Annotated in this window: 14 protein-coding genes; 13 read left to right on the top strand and 1 reads right to left on the bottom strand. The window is 41.9% G+C overall.

Going from position 1 to position 17,418, the window contains the following annotated elements; all coding sequences use genetic code 11:
- The first annotated feature begins 23 nt into the window (after positions 1-23).
- The 3 genes from ACFX4I_RS18510 to ACFX4I_RS18500 all read left to right on the top strand — a co-directional run bounded on the left by ACFX4I_RS18510 (position 24) and on the right by ACFX4I_RS18500 (position 2,857).
- Complete coding sequence (locus tag ACFX4I_RS18510) at positions 24-785, top strand: dimethylarginine dimethylaminohydrolase family protein (protein WP_230300652.1); 762 nt, start codon at positions 24-26, stop codon at positions 783-785.
- Positions 786-841: 56 nt separating this feature from the next.
- Positions 842-2,257 (top strand): amino acid permease, encoded by a 1,416-nt coding sequence (locus tag ACFX4I_RS18505; protein ID WP_283931875.1) that lies wholly within the window; start codon positions 842-844, stop codon positions 2,255-2,257.
- Positions 2,258-2,518: 261 nt separating this feature from the next.
- Complete coding sequence (locus tag ACFX4I_RS18500) at positions 2,519-2,857, top strand: VOC family protein (RefSeq protein ID WP_063233316.1); 339 nt, start codon at positions 2,519-2,521, stop codon at positions 2,855-2,857.
- Positions 2,858-3,141: 284 nt separating this feature from the next.
- On the opposite strand, the gene ACFX4I_RS18495 is transcribed toward ACFX4I_RS18500, so the two are convergent.
- A complete protein-coding gene (locus tag ACFX4I_RS18495) occupies positions 3,142-4,974 on the bottom strand; it encodes a sigma-54 interaction domain-containing protein (RefSeq protein WP_377422212.1) in 1,833 nt (610 codons plus the stop codon).
- Between the two features lie 196 nt (positions 4,975-5,170).
- Between ACFX4I_RS18495 and ACFX4I_RS18490 the strand changes: the two genes are divergently transcribed.
- The 10 genes from ACFX4I_RS18490 (at position 5,171) to ACFX4I_RS18445 (ending at position 17,406) form a co-directional block, all read left to right on the top strand.
- Positions 5,171-5,374, top strand: a complete 204-nt coding sequence (locus tag ACFX4I_RS18490; protein WP_141993493.1) for a hypothetical protein — start codon at positions 5,171-5,173, stop codon at positions 5,372-5,374.
- Positions 5,375-5,459: 85 nt separating this feature from the next.
- A complete protein-coding gene (locus ACFX4I_RS18485) occupies positions 5,460-6,872 on the top strand; it encodes a purine-cytosine permease family protein (RefSeq protein ID WP_230300656.1) in 1,413 nt (470 codons plus the stop codon).
- 46 nt (positions 6,873-6,918) lie between these two features.
- Positions 6,919-7,905 (top strand): heme-dependent oxidative N-demethylase family protein, encoded by a 987-nt coding sequence (locus tag ACFX4I_RS18480; RefSeq protein ID WP_283931874.1) that lies wholly within the window; start codon positions 6,919-6,921, stop codon positions 7,903-7,905.
- 16 nt (positions 7,906-7,921) lie between these two features.
- On the top strand, positions 7,922-8,440 hold the full coding sequence (locus ACFX4I_RS18475; RefSeq protein WP_377422210.1) for a hypothetical protein: 519 nt from the start codon (positions 7,922-7,924) through the stop codon (positions 8,438-8,440).
- 5 nt (positions 8,441-8,445) lie between these two features.
- Complete coding sequence (locus tag ACFX4I_RS18470; RefSeq protein ID WP_377422208.1) at positions 8,446-9,411, top strand: PDR/VanB family oxidoreductase; 966 nt, start codon at positions 8,446-8,448, stop codon at positions 9,409-9,411.
- Between the two features lie 51 nt (positions 9,412-9,462).
- A complete protein-coding gene (locus ACFX4I_RS18465; protein WP_377422206.1) occupies positions 9,463-10,956 on the top strand; it encodes an aldehyde dehydrogenase family protein in 1,494 nt (497 codons plus the stop codon).
- Between the two features lie 723 nt (positions 10,957-11,679).
- Positions 11,680-13,284 (top strand): sigma-54 interaction domain-containing protein, encoded by a 1,605-nt coding sequence (locus ACFX4I_RS18460; RefSeq protein ID WP_377422204.1) that lies wholly within the window; start codon positions 11,680-11,682, stop codon positions 13,282-13,284.
- A gap of 131 nt (positions 13,285-13,415) precedes the next feature.
- A complete protein-coding gene (locus ACFX4I_RS18455; RefSeq protein WP_377422202.1) occupies positions 13,416-14,567 on the top strand; it encodes an iron-containing alcohol dehydrogenase in 1,152 nt (383 codons plus the stop codon).
- 14 nt (positions 14,568-14,581) lie between these two features.
- Complete coding sequence (locus ACFX4I_RS18450) at positions 14,582-15,970, top strand: DUF3360 domain-containing protein (protein WP_230300663.1); 1,389 nt, start codon at positions 14,582-14,584, stop codon at positions 15,968-15,970.
- Positions 15,967-17,406, top strand: coding sequence for an NAD-dependent succinate-semialdehyde dehydrogenase (locus ACFX4I_RS18445; RefSeq protein ID WP_377422200.1), 1,440 nt, complete (start codon positions 15,967-15,969; stop codon positions 17,404-17,406). The genes ACFX4I_RS18450 and ACFX4I_RS18445 overlap by 4 nt, the downstream gene beginning before the upstream one ends.
- Positions 17,407-17,418: the final 12 nt, after the last annotated feature.

Raw genomic sequence — 17,418 nt, 5'->3', positions numbered from 1 at the left:
CTACCTATTTAGGAGGAATATATATGTTTAAACACGCGATTGTAAGAAAGATTGGAAAAAGTTTTGTAAATGGCTTAACAACATCGGATTTAGGAAACCCGGATTATGAAAAAGCTCTTGTACAACACGAGGCTTATGTAGAAGCATTAAAACGATGCGGTGTGAAAGTGACCGTTCTCGAATCGGATGAGAGATACCCTGATTCTACGTTTGTGGAAGATACAGCCGTGTTGACGCCAAAATGTGCCCTTGTAACCAATCCTGGTGCAGAAAGCCGTAATGGTGAGATTAATGAAATGAAAGAAGTTTTAAAGGACTTTTATGACACAATCGAATATATTCAATCTCCAGGTATGTTAGATGGCGGAGATGTAATGCAAGTTGAAGATCACTTCTATGTTGGCCTTTCAACGAGAACAAATGAAGCAGGTGCTCTTCAGTTCAAAGATATTATGGCTAAGTATGGTTATGGTACGACCATCATTCCCCTTAAGAAGTTCTTTCATTTAAAAACGGGTGTCAATTACCTGGGGGACAATAATTTATTAGTGGCCGGGGAATTCATTGATCACGAGGCTTTTTCTGGCTTCAATCAAATAATCGTAAAACAGGTAGAAGAATATTCGGGTAACTGCGTAAGAATGAACGACTGCGTTATTGTCCCTAAAGGGTTTGAGGGTACAAAGAAAAAAATTGAAGATTTGGGATACATAGTGATTGAAGTGGAGATGACTGAATTTCAAAAACAAGATGGCGGACTTAGTTGTCTCTCTTTGAGGTTCTAAGATAGTTTAGGAGAAGGCAAGGCATAGGCTAATAGATAAGATAAGGAAGTGATTACATGGGGAATGGACTGGAGAATAATGATCAGCTGCAGCGCTCAATGAAAAGACGCCATTTATTTATGCTTTCACTCGGCGGCGTAATTGGTACAGGACTTTTTTTAAATGCAGGCTATACAATTAACCAAGCGGGTGCAGGAGGGGCCCTGATCGGTTATATAGCAGGCGGTCTTATTTTGTATATGGTAATGGTCTGCCTTGGCGAGCTAGCCGTTCATATGCCGGTTACAGGTTCTTTCCAGAAATATGCTGCCGAATATATAGGGCCTTCCGCTGGTTTCTCTCTAGGATGGATGTATTTCGTAGGTTCAGCCGCAACAGCAGGAGTTGAGTTCACGGCTGCAGGAATATTGATGAAACAATGGTTTCCCAATAGTCCTACCTGGATTTGGTGTGCTGTGTTCATAGTGCTTTTATTTACTTTGAATGCGTTAACGACAAGAGGTTTTGCAGAGGCGGAATATTGGTTCGCTGGAATAAAAATCGTTGCAGTGATTTTGTTTATCTTGATTGGAATCGCGGGCATCTTTGGTTTTGTCTCTTTATCTGATCGTCCAACCCCATTCTTTGAGAATTTGGCTCCTTCTGGTCTATTTCCAGCAGGGGGGATTACAATTATCTTTGTGACAATGATGAATGTAATATTTTCTTATCAAGGCTCAGAACTAATAGGAATAGCGGCAGGGGAAAGTGAAAAACCTGAAGAGAATATCCCTAAAGCCATTCGAAACGTACTATTTAGAATCATTGTTTTCTACATTTCGTCCATTATCATCCTTTCCGCCATTTTCCCTTCTTCGGAATTAGGCTTATTGGAAAGTCCTTTTGTAACTTTGATGAAGATAGCCGGGATTCCTTATGCAGCAGGTATCATGAATTTCATTATTTTGACAGCCATTCTTTCTGTGGGGAATTCATGTCTTTATGCATCCACAAGGTTACTTTGGTCGATGGCTCATGACGGAATGGCACCCAAGGTGTTTGGTCTATTATCCAAGAGGAAAGTGCCACTTAATGCCCTTCTTTTTACGATCTGTTTTTCGCTCCTATCGTTATTGACTAGCTTCATTGCGGCAGATACAGTGTTCGTGATACTTATGTCCATAGCGGGTATTTCCGTCACGATCTCATGGATGGGTATTGCTTTATCGCAATATATGTTTAGAAGGAAATTTATAAAAGCGGGTGGTAAAACGGAAGATTTACAATACATAGTACCCTTTTACCCATTTGTCCCGTTGTTTTGTTTAGGCTTTTGTTTGCTGATTCTAGTATTCCTTGCCTTTGATCCTACTCAACGAGTCGGACTGTTTTATGGGATAGGATTTTTGATAGCCTGTATATTATTCTATAAATTTAAATTGGCTAAGAAAGTAGAGTCAAACACTAACTTTGAAAATGAAAAAATATTGTAATTGAGTTGCACCAAAGGCTAGCCAGTTTTTACTGGTTGGCCTTTTAAAATCTTGTAATGCGGTAACTTGGATGATTATTTACTGAATAAAAAGGAAAATACTTACATTTTAACGAGGTAGAAGGAATATCTTACAAAATAGGCAGGGAGAATTAACATGTCTGATTATAAGTGACTAACAACATCACAACGAGCTTGTGAAGAATTAACATTTTTACGGAGTGACGGAAAGAAAACAATAATATTAAAATTGGGGGAAGTAATGAAGATCAATCATATAAATTTAACAGTTAATGATGTTACAGCATCAAGGGAGTTTTTAGAAAGATACTTTGGTTTGTCATGTGCAGGAAGCCGAGGAGATGGGTTTGCTGCAATGAAAGATGATGATGGATCCATATTGACACTAATGAAAGGAAGCGATGTACAATACCCCAAGACTTTTCATGTTGGATTCATACAAGAAAATGAAGAGCAAGTTAACAGGATCAATCAACGGTTGAAGGATGATGGATTCATGGTGAAACCTCCAAAACATTTACACAGGTATACTTTCTATGTAGAAGCGCCTGGAGGATTTAACGTTGAAGTGCTGTGTTAACGAGTTAATTGGAGATAAATCGTAAAACTACTATAAGACAGGATTGAGGAAGAACAACATATAATATTGCCTATATAAGTGTGGTCAATATGCAAAAACCAGTTGGATGAAAAATGGCTGGCGTTAATGCCATTTTAATTCCTTCATAACGTTCATGATGTATATGGAAGAAAATAACGAAAAAGCTGACTGCAAAAGCCTGTTCAAGAAGGCTCCTGTCATCAGCTTTTCTTTTTTTGCTTTAGTCCCAAAACGGTTTGATCCTGCATGACTGCTTCCTGAAATCAAACATGTATATTGAGTTGCTTACGGAGACGTTGCATTTCCGAATTGAAATAGGCCTTGCTGTAATCACATCCAACAATAGCGACGATATTGCCGCCATCATCAATGATTGGCGCAAAGCTTGTTTTCCACTCACCGTACCTGTCTTCGTATATGGGAGTCACACCAGCTTTACCATTAAACGCCTGGTAAGCGACATTAACCATTTCAGGGGGACCGATATATTCTTCCCCCGGTTCAATTACAAAGCCTTTGTCTGCAACGAGGTGAATCAGACGTCCATCCTCCGCCATGATAAATATAAAGACCCATTCAATTACGCCTTCCTTTTCTTGAATCATGGTAAGTTTTTGTTTTAATTTCTGGGAATAGGAAGTTTGCCGGTTCATATTTTTTTGTAGACTGATAACCTCTTCAGCTGGAATGATAGCTGCGGTTACAACGGCAATGGAACGAAGCCGTTGATTTATTTGTTCTTCTAAAATGGCCCGTTTATCCACTGGTGAAAAGCGTGCCTCTTCAATTTTATTACGTAATTTTTTATATTTCCTGCTCATCGTAGGCTGGCTGACTTCCAATACCTTCGCTGCTAGTTTTAATGATTTGTATTGTTCCATCGCCATGTTGATAAGCTGTTCCTCCACAAGGTCGACTGCTTCCTGCATAGGCATTAGAAAATCGATAACAGGTATTGAAGTGGGTTTGGACCCTTTAAAAGGAAGGACCTCTTTAATCAATGCAACATCTACTTCCGGCATTCCGCTAGTAATCACAAGCCTTTCAACTGTATTTTCAAGTTCGCGCACATTACCGGGCCATTGATAGATACATAGCAAGTCGATTGCATCCGGGGTGAAAGCTACATTTCGATTGTATAGTGTATTGTACTTTTGTAAAAAAAACTGAACCAGATGGGGGATTTCATCTACACGATTCCTAAGCGGCGGAAGATGGATAGGTACGACATGAAGACGATAATATAAGTCTTCTCGAAATTCACCTTTTTTCACCATTTTTTCGAGCGATTTATTTGTTGCGGCAATCACTTGAATATCAACAGGGTGTGAGGTCGTACTTCCAATTGGTGTGACAACGCGTTCCTGAAGGACGCGAAGCAGTTTTACCTGTACGTTAAGCGGTAACTCGCCAACCTCATCCAAGAATAAGATACCTTTATGGGCGAGTGTGAATTTCCCTTTGGCGCCGTCTTTCCGTGCGCTCGTAAAAGCCCCTTCAACGTAGCCAAAAAGTTCGCTTTCAATCAAGTTTTCCGGGATTGCACCGCAATTGACAGGTATAAACGGACCGTCGCTTCTGTTACTCATATTATGTATGGACCTGGCGGCCATTTCCTTTCCTACACCGGATTCCCCCAATAAAAGGACTGTTGCGCTAACATCAGAAACCATTTGCATTTTATGCAGAACATCAAGCATCGGTTTACTGCGGATCACAAATGGAAAAGATGGCTTCTTCGATTCCAACAAAGGCCCCGATTGCACCCTTGATGTATCTGCATAAGAGTCTTTAATTTCTTTGTAGGCCCAAACCCATGCCCCAGATTCAATCGGGTATGCCGTCATCAGCATCTCTGGACCCTGCCATGAGGACTGCACGAAAGATCTTTTTTCATTTTTGCCCATTATCTCTTCTGCAAAGTTTGTGGAAAATAAATCTTGCTCAACATCCTTGATGGAACCGCCGACATTAGCGGATTTGACTGTTTGGAATAAGGAATTCCCTGTTCCGGTCGATTTCAGTATGGTGCCATTTTTATCTGTCACAATAAGCTGATCGTAAATAGACAAGAGTGCAGAGGTGAAGTGATCCATTTATGTCTACCTGCCTTTCATTTAACTTTCTAGTTTTTATATTACAGAAATTTCACAATTGTTCAATAGTTTCAAAAATGAATATTCTTCCTTTTGAAAACCCAGTAAGCATCGTGTTTTCTGATTGGCATGTTTATTGCATTAAAGTAAAGAGAAGGGACTGGAAAGCATGATTGCAAAGGAGGGAGAAGCTATTTTGAATAAAGAGAATCAGTTCCAACAGAATATCAATTCTGAAGATCCCTTTATTAAAAATCTATATTCAGATTTGAATGAGCGGATCAATGCGTATGAGCAGGAAGATGCCGTGAAAATCGACAAAATGAAATGGAAGGATGCGACAGGTTCTATTTTTCTCATGATTTTAATCATCTTTTACCTGGTCTATACACTTTTCTAAAGTAGTTTTGTTTAGCTCACCCAAAACAATAACAGCCTTATTTTCAAGCGATACAATCATTATTTTATAGTTGGGAGAGAAGCGAGTGAGTAAAGAGAATTCCTCCATTTCAAAGGATGTGGCCTTTGGTTTTTTACCGGCAAGTAAAAGTGACCGGATTTTTAACCTTCGGGATTTAATTTTAGTTCAGGTTGTTATTGGTCTCTCATCTTTTGGGCTGTTAACTGGTGGATACACAGGTACATTGCTTGATGCGAAGCAGTCACTTGCAGCGATTTTATTCGGTAACGCCTTCCCTATGCTGTTGATCGTTCCCATTACCCTTTATTTTGCGCGATATGGCATAGACACCTTCGTTGGGTTTCGAAGTTCACTTGGGTATTTAGGATCGAATATCTTTTTCTTTGTTTTTCTTATTTTAACTCTCGGCTATATTTCCATTGCGCTTTTCATGTCCGGCCAGGCGTTAGCAGAGGCTGCTAACTGGATGGGGATGCCCGCCATTTTCTCAAGCCAAGCAACTGGAGCGCCGTTTTTCTCGATTTTACTCTTCATCTGTGCATTCCTTGTAACGGTGAGGGGACCGATAGCGATTCAGAAATATACCGCAGTAGCCGTTCCGGTATTTATGGTTCTCATGTTTGGTCTTCTCGCAATAGTCTTGTTTGGACAAGGATTCACTAACGTTGCTCATATACTTCCTTCCGAGCCATTTGAATCCACTTCTCGTTCATTCGCGACAGCCCTGGAATTAAATATCGGTCTCGGCTTCTCATGGCTTCCTTACCTTGGCCAATACAGCCGTTTATCTAAAACAGAAGGAGGAGCTTTTAAAGCAGGATTCTACAGCTATGGAATCATCGTCTGTATCGCCGCGTTAGTTGGGGCCATTGCTGCATTAGTCGCTGGTTCAGTTAATCCTTCTGACTGGATGTTTTCCATCGCAGGAAGTTGGGGCGGCTTCATTGGCTTGATTTTACTTTCGGTTGGGAATGTCGGTGCAGCCATTTTCCTTATGTACTCACAAGCTGTCAGCTTTAAAACTGTATTCCCGAAAAAGTCATGGATGATTGCGATGGGTACAACCGTACCGACTATATTCTTACTTCTAAGCTCGACGTTCTACGATGCATTTGGTTCATTCATTGCTGTCATTTCTTTTATTATGGCTATTCTTGGCGGCATTGTCGTTGCAGATTACTTTTTTGTAAAGCGACAACGCATTTCAATAAGGGATTTGTATGACACACAAGGCTCTTATACCTATTGGAAAGGCATTAACCCGTCGGCAGTTCTCACGGTGGTCATTGGAACGATCGTTTACTGGGCACTCTATAATCCATTGACTTTTGAAGCAAGTGACTTTTTCCTTTATACAGCTGCCGGAATTCCAACATACTTTGTCGCTTTAGTCACCTACTATGTTTCATCTAAATACATTTTCCGTTTTGAAGTTGACATGGAGCGTCCATCCGTTGAATTAAAGGAAGCTAAATAGAAAAAACGCAATATAAAGAATCTAGGGGACGAGAGGAGATTGTTCAATGTTTACACAAAGTTTAGATTTCAAAACAACTGATTTAGACACATTCCCATTTCCATTCACTTCAGGTAACTATCGTTATTCAAACGACTTGAAAAGACTCTCAAACATTAACTGTATTGAAGTTACACCAGAATACAGACTCCAAGTGGAAACGAAGCGTCGTCTCCTTCAAGAACAGCCGCATATAAGGTTTCAATCTTTTTCACACACAATGGAAATGCAATGGGAAGTGTTGGAAATGCTCATCGACATGGCAGCTGATCGCTATCCGGAGCATTTCGAGGTCATTAAAGATGGAGACAACTGGACTTTCAAGAACCACATTTTCGGGGAATCCGATTCATTCGTGTATGGCGATGCCAGTACGCTTCCAAATGAGCCGCTTGATTATATAGGCCGCCATTTCCACAATGATTTTGTTTTAATGGTTCATCGCGATAGTAATTTCTATTTGGAAGTGGGACAAGTTTCATACGCCGCACTCTTCTCAGCTAACTGGAATAAAGGCATGTCCTTTGATGAGATCCATGCACCTGTTCCATTTGTATCGCGGAAAGGCGATGAACTGGCAGATCGCGTTCGTAAGTTTTTATTATCCATTGAGCCAGGAAAGCCATGGACACGCATCAACTGGAACCTGATGGCGGACCGTTGGGATGTCAACTATGAAACGATGGATGTATGGGGACCGCAGCGTTCTGGGATAACACCGGAAAATGCAGGTAAACTTGTTCGTTTACGTGTTGAAGAACAAAAATTTTATCGCATGCCACGAAGCAACGCCATTCTATTCGTATTGAATACGCAGTTCCTGCCACTGGAGGATTTGACATTGCGCCAGGAGTGGTTTGATCTGACATATAGCGTACTGCAGGATATTCCGGAACCTATGGCTGCATACAAAGGAATTGCCCCGTTTCTTCCGCAATCGGTTGAATATTTGAGGCGTATTGATGAAAAACAAAAAAGCGAAGATAAACAATAAGTAGGAGGATAGGGCCTTGTATAATAGTCCAGTATTGTTTGATAAATCAATTACGATCGTAAATCAATTTACCCCTCGGAATGAACGAAGAAAGTTTGTCGTCATTTCTGATCAAGCCGGAAATGAAAAGGCGAAAAGTTTCACTTCTGAACTTGCAGGTACAATGCCTTTTGAATGTCTTTCCGTTAACGGAATGGAAGATAAAGAGGAGATTAAGAGAGTCATCTTGTCACAAAAGATGGGCACCCAATTTTATATTGCGGCTGCATGGAACAACGCCGTAATGATCTTCTCGCTCGGGGTGGAAGCTGGCCTATCTGAAGCTGAGATCCAGACGGTGATTATCGGGCCTAAACGGCGGTACGTATATTGCATGAAATGTTTTGAAGTGTCGGAAGTTGCTGAAGAAGCAGAGATTGCAGAATGTGACCATTGCGAATCAAGTCTTGAAATAGGACCTTTTTATTCCATAGTACGGGAAGGTTATATTGGTTACCCATTCATCCCAATCGGAAAAGAAGAAGTAGGGAGCTGATCATCATGCGGGTAGTAGGAAATATTCAAATGAAAGTAAACAAGATCATTCAAGAAACTCCATTCGTAAAACAGTTCGAGTTGAATCCAGTTGATGGAAACCCATTGCCTGCTTTTACAGGCGGTTCGCATTTGACCACATTCATGCCGGCCGGGGATACGATATTCGAGAGAGAATACTCCCTTATCAGCAACCCAAGGGACCGTAAAAAATATGCCATTTCCATTCGGCGTGATGAGGCGTCACGCGGAGGTTCCGCTTTCTGGCATGATCATGTACAGATAGATTCCAGGTTGGAAGTCAGTTTCCCTAAAAATAACTTCCCTCTCAGCTTTCGAGCAAAGCATCATGCTTTTTATGCAGCTGGAATCGGCATCACCCCATTTCTGGCAATGATGGAAGACATGGCTGCCGAAGGCCAAACCTTCGAACTCCATTATGCAGCACGCACACCGGAATTATGTGCTTTTTATGATCTGTTGAAAGCCAAATATCCTGATCAATGCACCTTTTATTTTTCGCAGGCAGAAGACAAACGCAGAATGATGCCTGCGAAGATGAAGGATCATCGCATTGGCACGCATGTATATTTTTGCGGACCAATCGAGATGGTTCAAGAGTATCGAAAAGCCGCCAGGTCCTATGGTTATCCGGAACATGCGATCCACTTCGAATTATTTTCGACAAAAAATGATGGGCCGCAAGATCCTTTCATTGTCGACCTTACAGACAGCGATCGGTCCATCCACGTTCATGAAGGAGAAACACTGCTTGATGCGCTTTTAAGGGAAGGAATTGATGCACCTTATTCTTGTAAAGTGGGCGGGTGCGGAAGTTGTGAGGTAGATGTTGCAGAAGGTGAAGTGGATCACCGGGATTTCTTCCTTAGCGAACAAAACCGTCAATCACGTAAGTCAATCCTGACATGCTGCTCACGTGCGAAGGACGACAGACTTGTTTTAAAAATTTAACGATTCCGTACAGGCTTACAAAAAAAATAATGAAAACCGGAGGAAAAAAACATGACAATTTTAGAAACGGCAGTTATAGAACTTAAAAATTACATCGATGGTAAGTGGCAGTCCTCATCTTCAAATGAAGTAATCCCGGTAATCAATCCTGCAACACAGGAAGTCATTGCAAGGGCTCCGCGTGCCACCAAGGAAGATACAGAAAATGCAATCTCAGTTGCGAAAGCAGCTTTTGAAAGTGGAATCTGGTCAGGACTGACGGCACAGGAGCGAGCTTCCTACCTATATAAAATCGCTGATAAAATTGATGAACGTGCGGAAGAGTTAACGATTCTCGAAACAATGGACAACGGGAAACTTAAAGCAGAGGCAGGTTTCGATATTGCCGATGCCGCCGCGTGTTTCCGTTACTACGCTGGTTTGATCCATCATCCAGAAGGGGAAACTTATCAAGTTCCCGCTCCAGTGCAAGCGATGGTCGTTCGTGAGCCAGTAGGTGTAGCCGGTTTGATTGTACCTTGGAATTTCCCTCTTCTAATGAGTGTCTGGAAAATCGCACCGGCCCTTGCGGCAGGTAACACCATTGTATATAAACCGGCTGAAGTGACACCTGTAACAGCAATGAAATTATTTGAAATCCTGGATGAAGTCGGCATCCCTAAAGGTGTGGCTAATATGGTGATGGGCCGCGGAACTGTTGTCGGTCAAACCATTGCAGAAAGCAAGGACGTTGACATTGTTTCATTTACGGGAAGTACGGATGTTGGCCGCACTATCATGAAAGCGGCCGCGGGCAACTTAAAGAAAATTTCCCTTGAGCTTGGCGGTAAATCACCTAACATCGTTTTTGCTGATGCAGATTTAGAGACAGCCGTCGATTACGGATTATTTGGCATCTTCTTCGGTGCCGGCCAAGTATGTTCATCAGGTAGCCGCATCCTGGTTGAAGAAAATATTTATGATGAGTATGTAAAACGCTATGTGGAACGCGCAAATAAAATCAAAGTTGGACCTGGCCTTGCAGAAGACAGCAACATGGGGGCAATTGTCAGCGAAGCGCAAATGAATAGCATTTTGAACTATATTGAAATCGGCAAACAGGAAGGTGCGACACTTGCAGCTGGCGGTTACCGTCTTGTTGATGACGGCCTTGACAAAGGATACTTCATTGCACCGACTGTATTCACCGATGTAACACCTGACATGCGCATCGTACAAGAGGAAATCTTCGGTCCAGTCGTTGTCATTCAAAAGTTTAAAGATGAAGAAGAAGCTATTAAACTTGCAAATGATACAGACTACGGCCTTGCAGGCGGCGTCTTCACTAACGATGGCGCAAAAGGATTGCGAGTGATCAAGAAGGTACGTGCAGGCATCACATGGGTGAATGATTATCATCCAACATATGTCGAGGCGCCATGGGGCGGTTACAAACAGAGCGGGATTGGACGCAGTTTAGGAAAATACGGTTTGGATGAATACCAGGAAATTAAACAAATCAACATTAATCTCGATGTAAAACCGGTCGGCTGGTTTCCAAAATAAGATCTGGTTAGAACGGATTAAGTTTCAGTTTGGCGACAAAATGGGTTAGGAGTCTGATTAGAGAGAATGTTTTTTTACTGTAATCCTCATTGGATTGAAGAGATTTGCGACACTCCTGCCGAATTACTGGCTAGCCGAGACCCCACAGGCGCTTGCGCTGAGGAGGCTTGGCAGACAGTCGGCGGAAAGGGAGCGGATCTCTGAAATCAATTGAACTTTTTAAATAAAAAACTACAGGCAAACTGAGTTTTCATCGAGTTTGTCTACAGTCTGCAGCCTAATCCAAATACGGATTAGGTTTTTTTAAAAACTGCCTAGAAACCTTTTAAAGTCTTCAAAAAGAAGGTAAAGTAGTTGTTTCTAAACTTATATAACTGAGAGTCAAGGTATTCAGCCATTTCGCAAGCTTATTTATTATGCAACAAAAGAGGTAGTTTCCCCTGTGATGATTGAAAATGAATTTGAAAAAGCACTGGTATGAAAAAAGTGTCTACCAATACTTTTTTATCGCTTTTAATCAGAAGGGGCATATGGGGATTGCCGCTGTATCACTTAATGTGGTGTCTTTGGTTGTACTACATAGTATCATTAAAAAGGAAAAGACATTACATAATGCTCACAAATAGAGAGGAAGTGCCTTGACTTCAAAGAGTACTTCAATCAAGGAAGAAGTGTTCTATCAATGTTAAGACCAGTCAGGGAACACGTTAGGAGTGAATATTGATGACTAAGTTTTATTCGGATATGACAGTGGAGGAAGCAATATCATGTTTTCCCATAGGAAGCACTGAAGTGGAAGTTTTGGATGATTCAGAAGATTTCATCGGATTTTTGACAATAGAAGCGTTATCTGCGGCAGTGCAGCAGAGTGATTTGACGAAGCCTATTTCCCATTTCATTACTGTAAATGCACCGCTACAAAATTTACGCAATTACTCAATACCATATGAACAATTTCAAGCATTTTTTGAGAGTGATTTATGCAGGGTTGTATTTAATGCCTTGTATGATGGCGTATATATCACGGATGGTGCCGGAACGACATTATTTATCAATCAAGCTTATCAGCGTATTACCGGAATAAGAGAAGAGGAAATTATCGGAAAACCGATGAGTTATTTAATTGAGCAGGGTATGATATCCGTTTCTGCTTCATTGGACTCAATCCGAACGAAGAATCAAGTTACTTTGACACAAAGAATTCGAAATGGAAGAAAGATTATCGTATCGGCCACACCTATTCTATCACCACAGAACGAAGTCATATTTGTCATAAATAGTGTAAGGGATATAACTGAATTAATCCGGATGAAGTACACGATCGACAGCCAAAAGCTATCTTTCCAACCTATTTCTCAATTATTGCCTGGCTCGGAACAGGTCAATTTACAAGAAATAATCATTGGGCCTTCTACAACTCCTTTATTTAAACTGGCTGATAAAGTAGCTAAAACGGATGCGAAGATCTTGTTACAAGGGGAAACGGGAGTAGGGAAGAGTTTAATCGCCAAGTACATACATGCCAAAAGCTCCAGGAAGGAAAAAATCTTCCTTGAATTAAATTGCGGAGCCATACCAGCGAACTTGGTGGAATCTGAACTTTTTGGATATGAACCAGGGGCATTTACCGGATCCCTTAAGAATGGGAAAATGGGGATTTTCGAGAAAGTGAATGGTGGCACGTTATTTTTGGATGAAATTGGGGATTTACCTTTAGAGCTACAGGTAAAACTTTTGAAAGTGGTAGAAGAAAACAAGTTTATGAGAGTAGGTTCTACCGAAATGAAAGAAGTGGATGTCAGGTTAATTACAGCCACCCATCGCGATCTGGCCTCACTCGTGCAAGAAGGATCTTTCCGCGAAGATCTTTATTACCGGCTTAATATCGTTTCCTTTGAAGTCCCGCCTTTACGCCAGCGAAAGGAAGAAACGATCCCGCTTTTAGAAATGTATTTGAAAAAATTCAATGAAAAATATAATGAAAAGAAAAAGATGACACCGGAATGCTATGAATGGCTGACGAACTATTCGTGGCCTGGTAATATACGTGAGCTCGCGAGTCTTGCAGAGCGATTGGTCGTCACGACTTATGATGATACGATTGATTTGCCTAATTTACCATCTTTCATCCAGCCGGTCTTATCAAAAAAACCTACAACACATTCATTGAAGGATGCCGTTTCCGAGTTGGAGCGATCCCTGATCCTGAATGCGATGAAAAAATATGGGACTACAAGGGCTGCGGCCATCTCTTTGGATATCAGTCAAAGCGCTTTGGTGCAAAAAATGAAAAAATTTCACATTCGATTAGAAAACGAATCGAATTAGTTTTATTGATTTGATTTCTACTCATTATTTCTATTGTTATCCACGAAAAAAAGGTTATCCCCCTTATAAATTAAGCGTTTTCAATTTGGCATGATTCCTGCATTAGTAAATACATGAAAGGGGAGATAACCATGAATATGTCTATTTTTTCAATGGCTAACAAATTGGTGACAGGATCAGATTCTTTACAGCAGCTGACTGATGAGGTTACGCGATTAGGGATGAAGAATCCGTTGATCGTTACAGATAAAGTTTTAGTAGGTGCTGGGGTTGTGCAAAGGGTTGAGGATTTACTTTCTACAGAATGTGGTATTTTTTCGGATGTGAATCCAGAACCGGAAATTGAAATCGTTGAGCAATGTGTACGGTCAATCAAGGATGGAAAACATGATGGACTGATTGCGGTAGGCGGTGGAAGTGCGATGGATATTGCGAAGGCATCTTCCGTCATGGCTACGAATTCAGGCAGCATCGAGACCTATTTCGGTACGAATTTGATTGAAGTTCCGGGTTTACCTTTAATAGCCATACCGACGACGGCCGGAACCGGGTCTGAAGTGACGAATATTTCGATTTTATCGGACAAAAAAGAACAGGTAAAGAAGGGAATTGTTAGTTCATATCTTTTACCGGATGTAGCGATTGTATCGCCCGTCATGACGCTGACTTGCCCGCCAAGTGTGACTGCTGCGAGTGGAGTGGATGCACTTGTTCATGCGGTCGAGGCTTATATTTCCAAATTTGCTTCGCCCGTTACGGATGCCTTGGCAATTGGGGCCATGAAGTTAATCGCTGTAAATTTACCTAAGGCTTATGCTGCTCCGGATAATCTGGAAGCACGGGAAGCGATGATCACTGGAAGCCTAATGGCAGGGTTAGCTTTTGGAAATGCCGGTGTTGGAGCTGTCCATGCCTTAGCTTATCCGCTTGGAGGCCGCTTCCATTTATCACATGGAGTCAGCAATTCATTATTACTGCCATTTGTCATGAAGTGGAATAAAATTGCATGTTTGGAAAGGTTCCGAGACATTGCTGAAGCACTTGGAGAGAAAGTCAATCATTTAAATGATGATGAGGCAGCGGATAAAGCCATAGAAGCGATGACTAGAATATGCCGTTACGTTGATATACCTGAGTCACTAAGTGAATTTGACATTCCTGAATCGGCTTTAAGTGAAATGGCTGCTGAGGCCATCAAACAAGTCCGTTTACTTCGCAATAATCCCCGTGCATTAAACGTTCGGGATATCGAAAAAATTTACCGTTCAGCCTATGGCTTTTAAGTGGAGGAAACAATATGAAATGGAAAAACCGTCGCTACGGAGATGAGACATCGTATATACCTGCGGGACCTTTTAAAATTAGACTTCCATTTGTCCATTATCGTTTTGAGTGGCCTGACTATGTTCAAGGGTTATTGATGTGTGCAGTTGACCTTGGAGCGATTACACTGCTTGCAGACCATCTGGGGATGCCTTTTGATGTAGCTCTGGCCGTCGTTGTCTTGAATGGATTATTGTATTTAGCACATCATTTACTCGGGGACCCAGTTATACCAGGTTGGATTACACCTGCGGTTCCATTGCTTGTATTGTTCGTCGGGCAATTTCCGGAAGGACCTGATCGGGTCTATGCACTCGTTGCATTTCAATTAACATTAGGAATTTTATCGATATTGCTTGGAATGACCGGACTTGCCAGTAAGGTCGTACGATTAGTGCCGAATGCAATAAAATCAGGCATCATTTTAGGGGCAGGAATTGGTGCTGTCGTTTCCATTTTCGAAGTGGGGGGAAAGTTTGATTTATTTCCATATACAATAAGCATTTGTATCGGATTTGCCTTTTATCTACTTTTTTCGAAAAATTTCGGTAAATTAAAAATGCGAAATAAAGTTTGGGTGTTCATAGGCAATTTAGGGATATTGCCAGCAATCTTGCTTGCGGTCTTTGTAGCCCCTATTTTTGGTGAAGCAAAATGGCCTGATATTCAATGGGGATTCAGCAGTCCGGACTTTGCTACGCTTTGGTCGGACTATACTGTGTTCGGTTTAGGTTTCCCTGCCTTGACCTTCTTTTTAAGTGCGATTCCAGCTGTTTTTGCCACTTATTTAGTTGTATTCGGGGATGTGCTGAAAACAAAAGCGTTGCTTTCTGAATCCGATGAGGTCAGGGAGGATGAAAAAGTGGACTATAATCCAAACAGAGCTCATTTAATTTTTGGCGGCAGAAATGTGATCATGAGTTTTATCGGACCTGATATAACTATGTGCGGTCCGTTGTGGGCAGCCATGCAGGTCGTTGTTGTGGAACGGTTCAAGAATGGCAAGAAAGCCATGAATTCTTTCTTCGGCGGTGCTGGCTCGTTCCGTTGGGGTACGAATACAGGGTTATTCTTATTGCCGGTAGTCAGCTTGGTTGAACCAATTCTCGGTGTGGCCTTGGCCCTAACGCTTTTGGTTCAAGGATATGTGAGCGTACGCGTCGGTGTGATGCAGGCGAAGAGCCAACGCGACCTGGGAATTGCAGGGGTCGTCGCTGCCATCCTTGTTATAAAAGGTGCTGGAATGGCGTTTGCAGCAGGAATTCTATTATGTGTCCTTCTATATGGCAAGGACTTTTTCAAAGGAGAGAATGATAAGACTTTTACGGATCATGCAGAAGAAGAGGAGATTAAAGCAGGATGAAAAAAGTAGTCGAAAAATGGCCAATTTATATAAACGGCGAACCTATTCATACAGAACGTCATTTTGTAGTGGAAAATCCAGCAACATTGGAGCCTGTGGGTTATGTTCCGGACGCTAACGAAAAAGAGGCAAAGGCTGCTGTGGATGCAGCTCAAGCCGCTTTTCTGACTTGGTCGAAAACCAGTGCATATCATAGGGCGGAATTACTTGAGAAGTGGTACACGATCATTGAGAATAGGCTGGATGAAATCGCAACGATCATGACACTGGAACAAGGAAAGCCATTGGCCGAAGCAAAAGGTGAAATGAAATATGCTGCAAGTTTCGTGAAATGGTTTGCTGAAGAAGCAAAGCGCAACTATGGGGAAATCATACCAGCCTCCGTTGCATCAAAGCGTATTTTAGTGCAAAAGCAGGCAGTCGGTGTCGTTGCTGCCATTACCCCATGGAACTTTCCTGCTGCCATGATCACGAGGAAAGTGGCGCCAGCCCTTGCTGCAGGATGTACCGTGGTCATCAAACCCGCGGAACAAACGCCTTTGACCGCTTTGCTATTAGTTGAAAGTGCCCAGGAAGCAGGCATTCCGGCCGGTGTGATAAATATTGTAACAACACAAAAACCGGGAGATGTGTCAGACGTGTGGATGAATGATTCACGTGTTAAAAAGATCACATTTACTGGCTCCACTCCTGTAGGGAAACATCTAATGAAAAAGGCGGCAGAAACAGTAAAAAAAGTCTCGCTTGAACTCGGTGGATTGGCTCCGTTCATCATTGCTGAAGATGCGAATATCGAAGAAGCAGTAAATGGTTTGATTCAATCGAAATTCAGGAATGCTGGACAAACATGTATTTGTGCGAACCGAATATTCGTCCATGAGACAATTGAACAACCATTTATACAAGCTTTTGAAGAAGCCGTTTTAACTTTGAAGGTTGGAAATGGAATGGAAGGAACCGATCTTGGTCCATTGATAGATGAAGCCGCAGTTAAAAAAGTCCAGCTTCAATTAGAGGATGCTGCAAGTAAAGGGGCTATCATCCATAAAACCTCAAAAGTCGATGAAAAACAAGGCTATTTTATCGCACCAGCCATACTTTCCAATGTAACGGATGATATGCTGTGCATGCAGCAAGAAACGTTTGGGCCAATTGCGCCAGTCAGTACATTCAAAACCGATCAAGAAGCGATCGATCGGGCCAATAACACGAATTTCGGCTTGGCAGCTTATGTGTATACCGAGTCAATAAATAAGGCAGTTGCCTATTCGGATAGTCTTGAATATGGGATTGTCGGTATTAATGACAGTGCCCCATCCACTGCCCAAGCACCATTTGGAGGCATGAAGGAAAGTGGTTTAGGCAGGGAAGGGGGACACTACGGCATGGATGAATATTTAGAAGTGAAGTATGTCTCTATGCTGCTAGGCCAGTAAATAAATAGAATA

Source organism: Peribacillus sp. YIM B13472 (genome assembly GCF_042788005.1).
Taxonomy (GTDB): Bacteria; Bacillota; Bacilli; order Bacillales; family DSM-1321; genus Peribacillus; species Peribacillus simplex_E.
The sequence above is the reverse complement of the archived record's forward strand: the minus strand, read 5'-3'. Positions and strand labels throughout refer to the sequence as shown.

What these genes read in the sequence shown, in the direction of transcription:
- ACFX4I_RS18510 (WP_230300652.1), top strand. Translation starts at nt 24, where the DNA reads ATGTTTAAACACGCGATTGTAAGAAAGATTGGAAAAAGTTTTGTAAAT.
- ACFX4I_RS18505 (WP_283931875.1), top strand. Translation starts at nt 842, where the DNA reads ATGGGGAATGGACTGGAGAATAATGATCAGCTGCAGCGCTCAATGAAA.
- ACFX4I_RS18500 (WP_063233316.1), top strand. Translation starts at nt 2,519, where the DNA reads ATGAAGATCAATCATATAAATTTAACAGTTAATGATGTTACAGCATCA.
- ACFX4I_RS18495 (WP_377422212.1), bottom strand. Translation starts at nt 4,974, where the DNA reads ATGGATCACTTCACCTCTGCACTCTTGTCTATTTACGATCAGCTTATT.
- ACFX4I_RS18480 (WP_283931874.1), top strand. Translation starts at nt 6,919, where the DNA reads ATGTTTACACAAAGTTTAGATTTCAAAACAACTGATTTAGACACATTC.
- ACFX4I_RS18470 (WP_377422208.1), top strand. Translation starts at nt 8,446, where the DNA reads ATGCGGGTAGTAGGAAATATTCAAATGAAAGTAAACAAGATCATTCAA.
- ACFX4I_RS18465 (WP_377422206.1), top strand. Translation starts at nt 9,463, where the DNA reads ATGACAATTTTAGAAACGGCAGTTATAGAACTTAAAAATTACATCGAT.
- ACFX4I_RS18460 (WP_377422204.1), top strand. Translation starts at nt 11,680, where the DNA reads ATGACTAAGTTTTATTCGGATATGACAGTGGAGGAAGCAATATCATGT.
- ACFX4I_RS18455 (WP_377422202.1), top strand. Translation starts at nt 13,416, where the DNA reads ATGAATATGTCTATTTTTTCAATGGCTAACAAATTGGTGACAGGATCA.
- ACFX4I_RS18450 (WP_230300663.1), top strand. Translation starts at nt 14,582, where the DNA reads ATGAAATGGAAAAACCGTCGCTACGGAGATGAGACATCGTATATACCT.
- ACFX4I_RS18445 (WP_377422200.1), top strand. Translation starts at nt 15,967, where the DNA reads ATGAAAAAAGTAGTCGAAAAATGGCCAATTTATATAAACGGCGAACCT.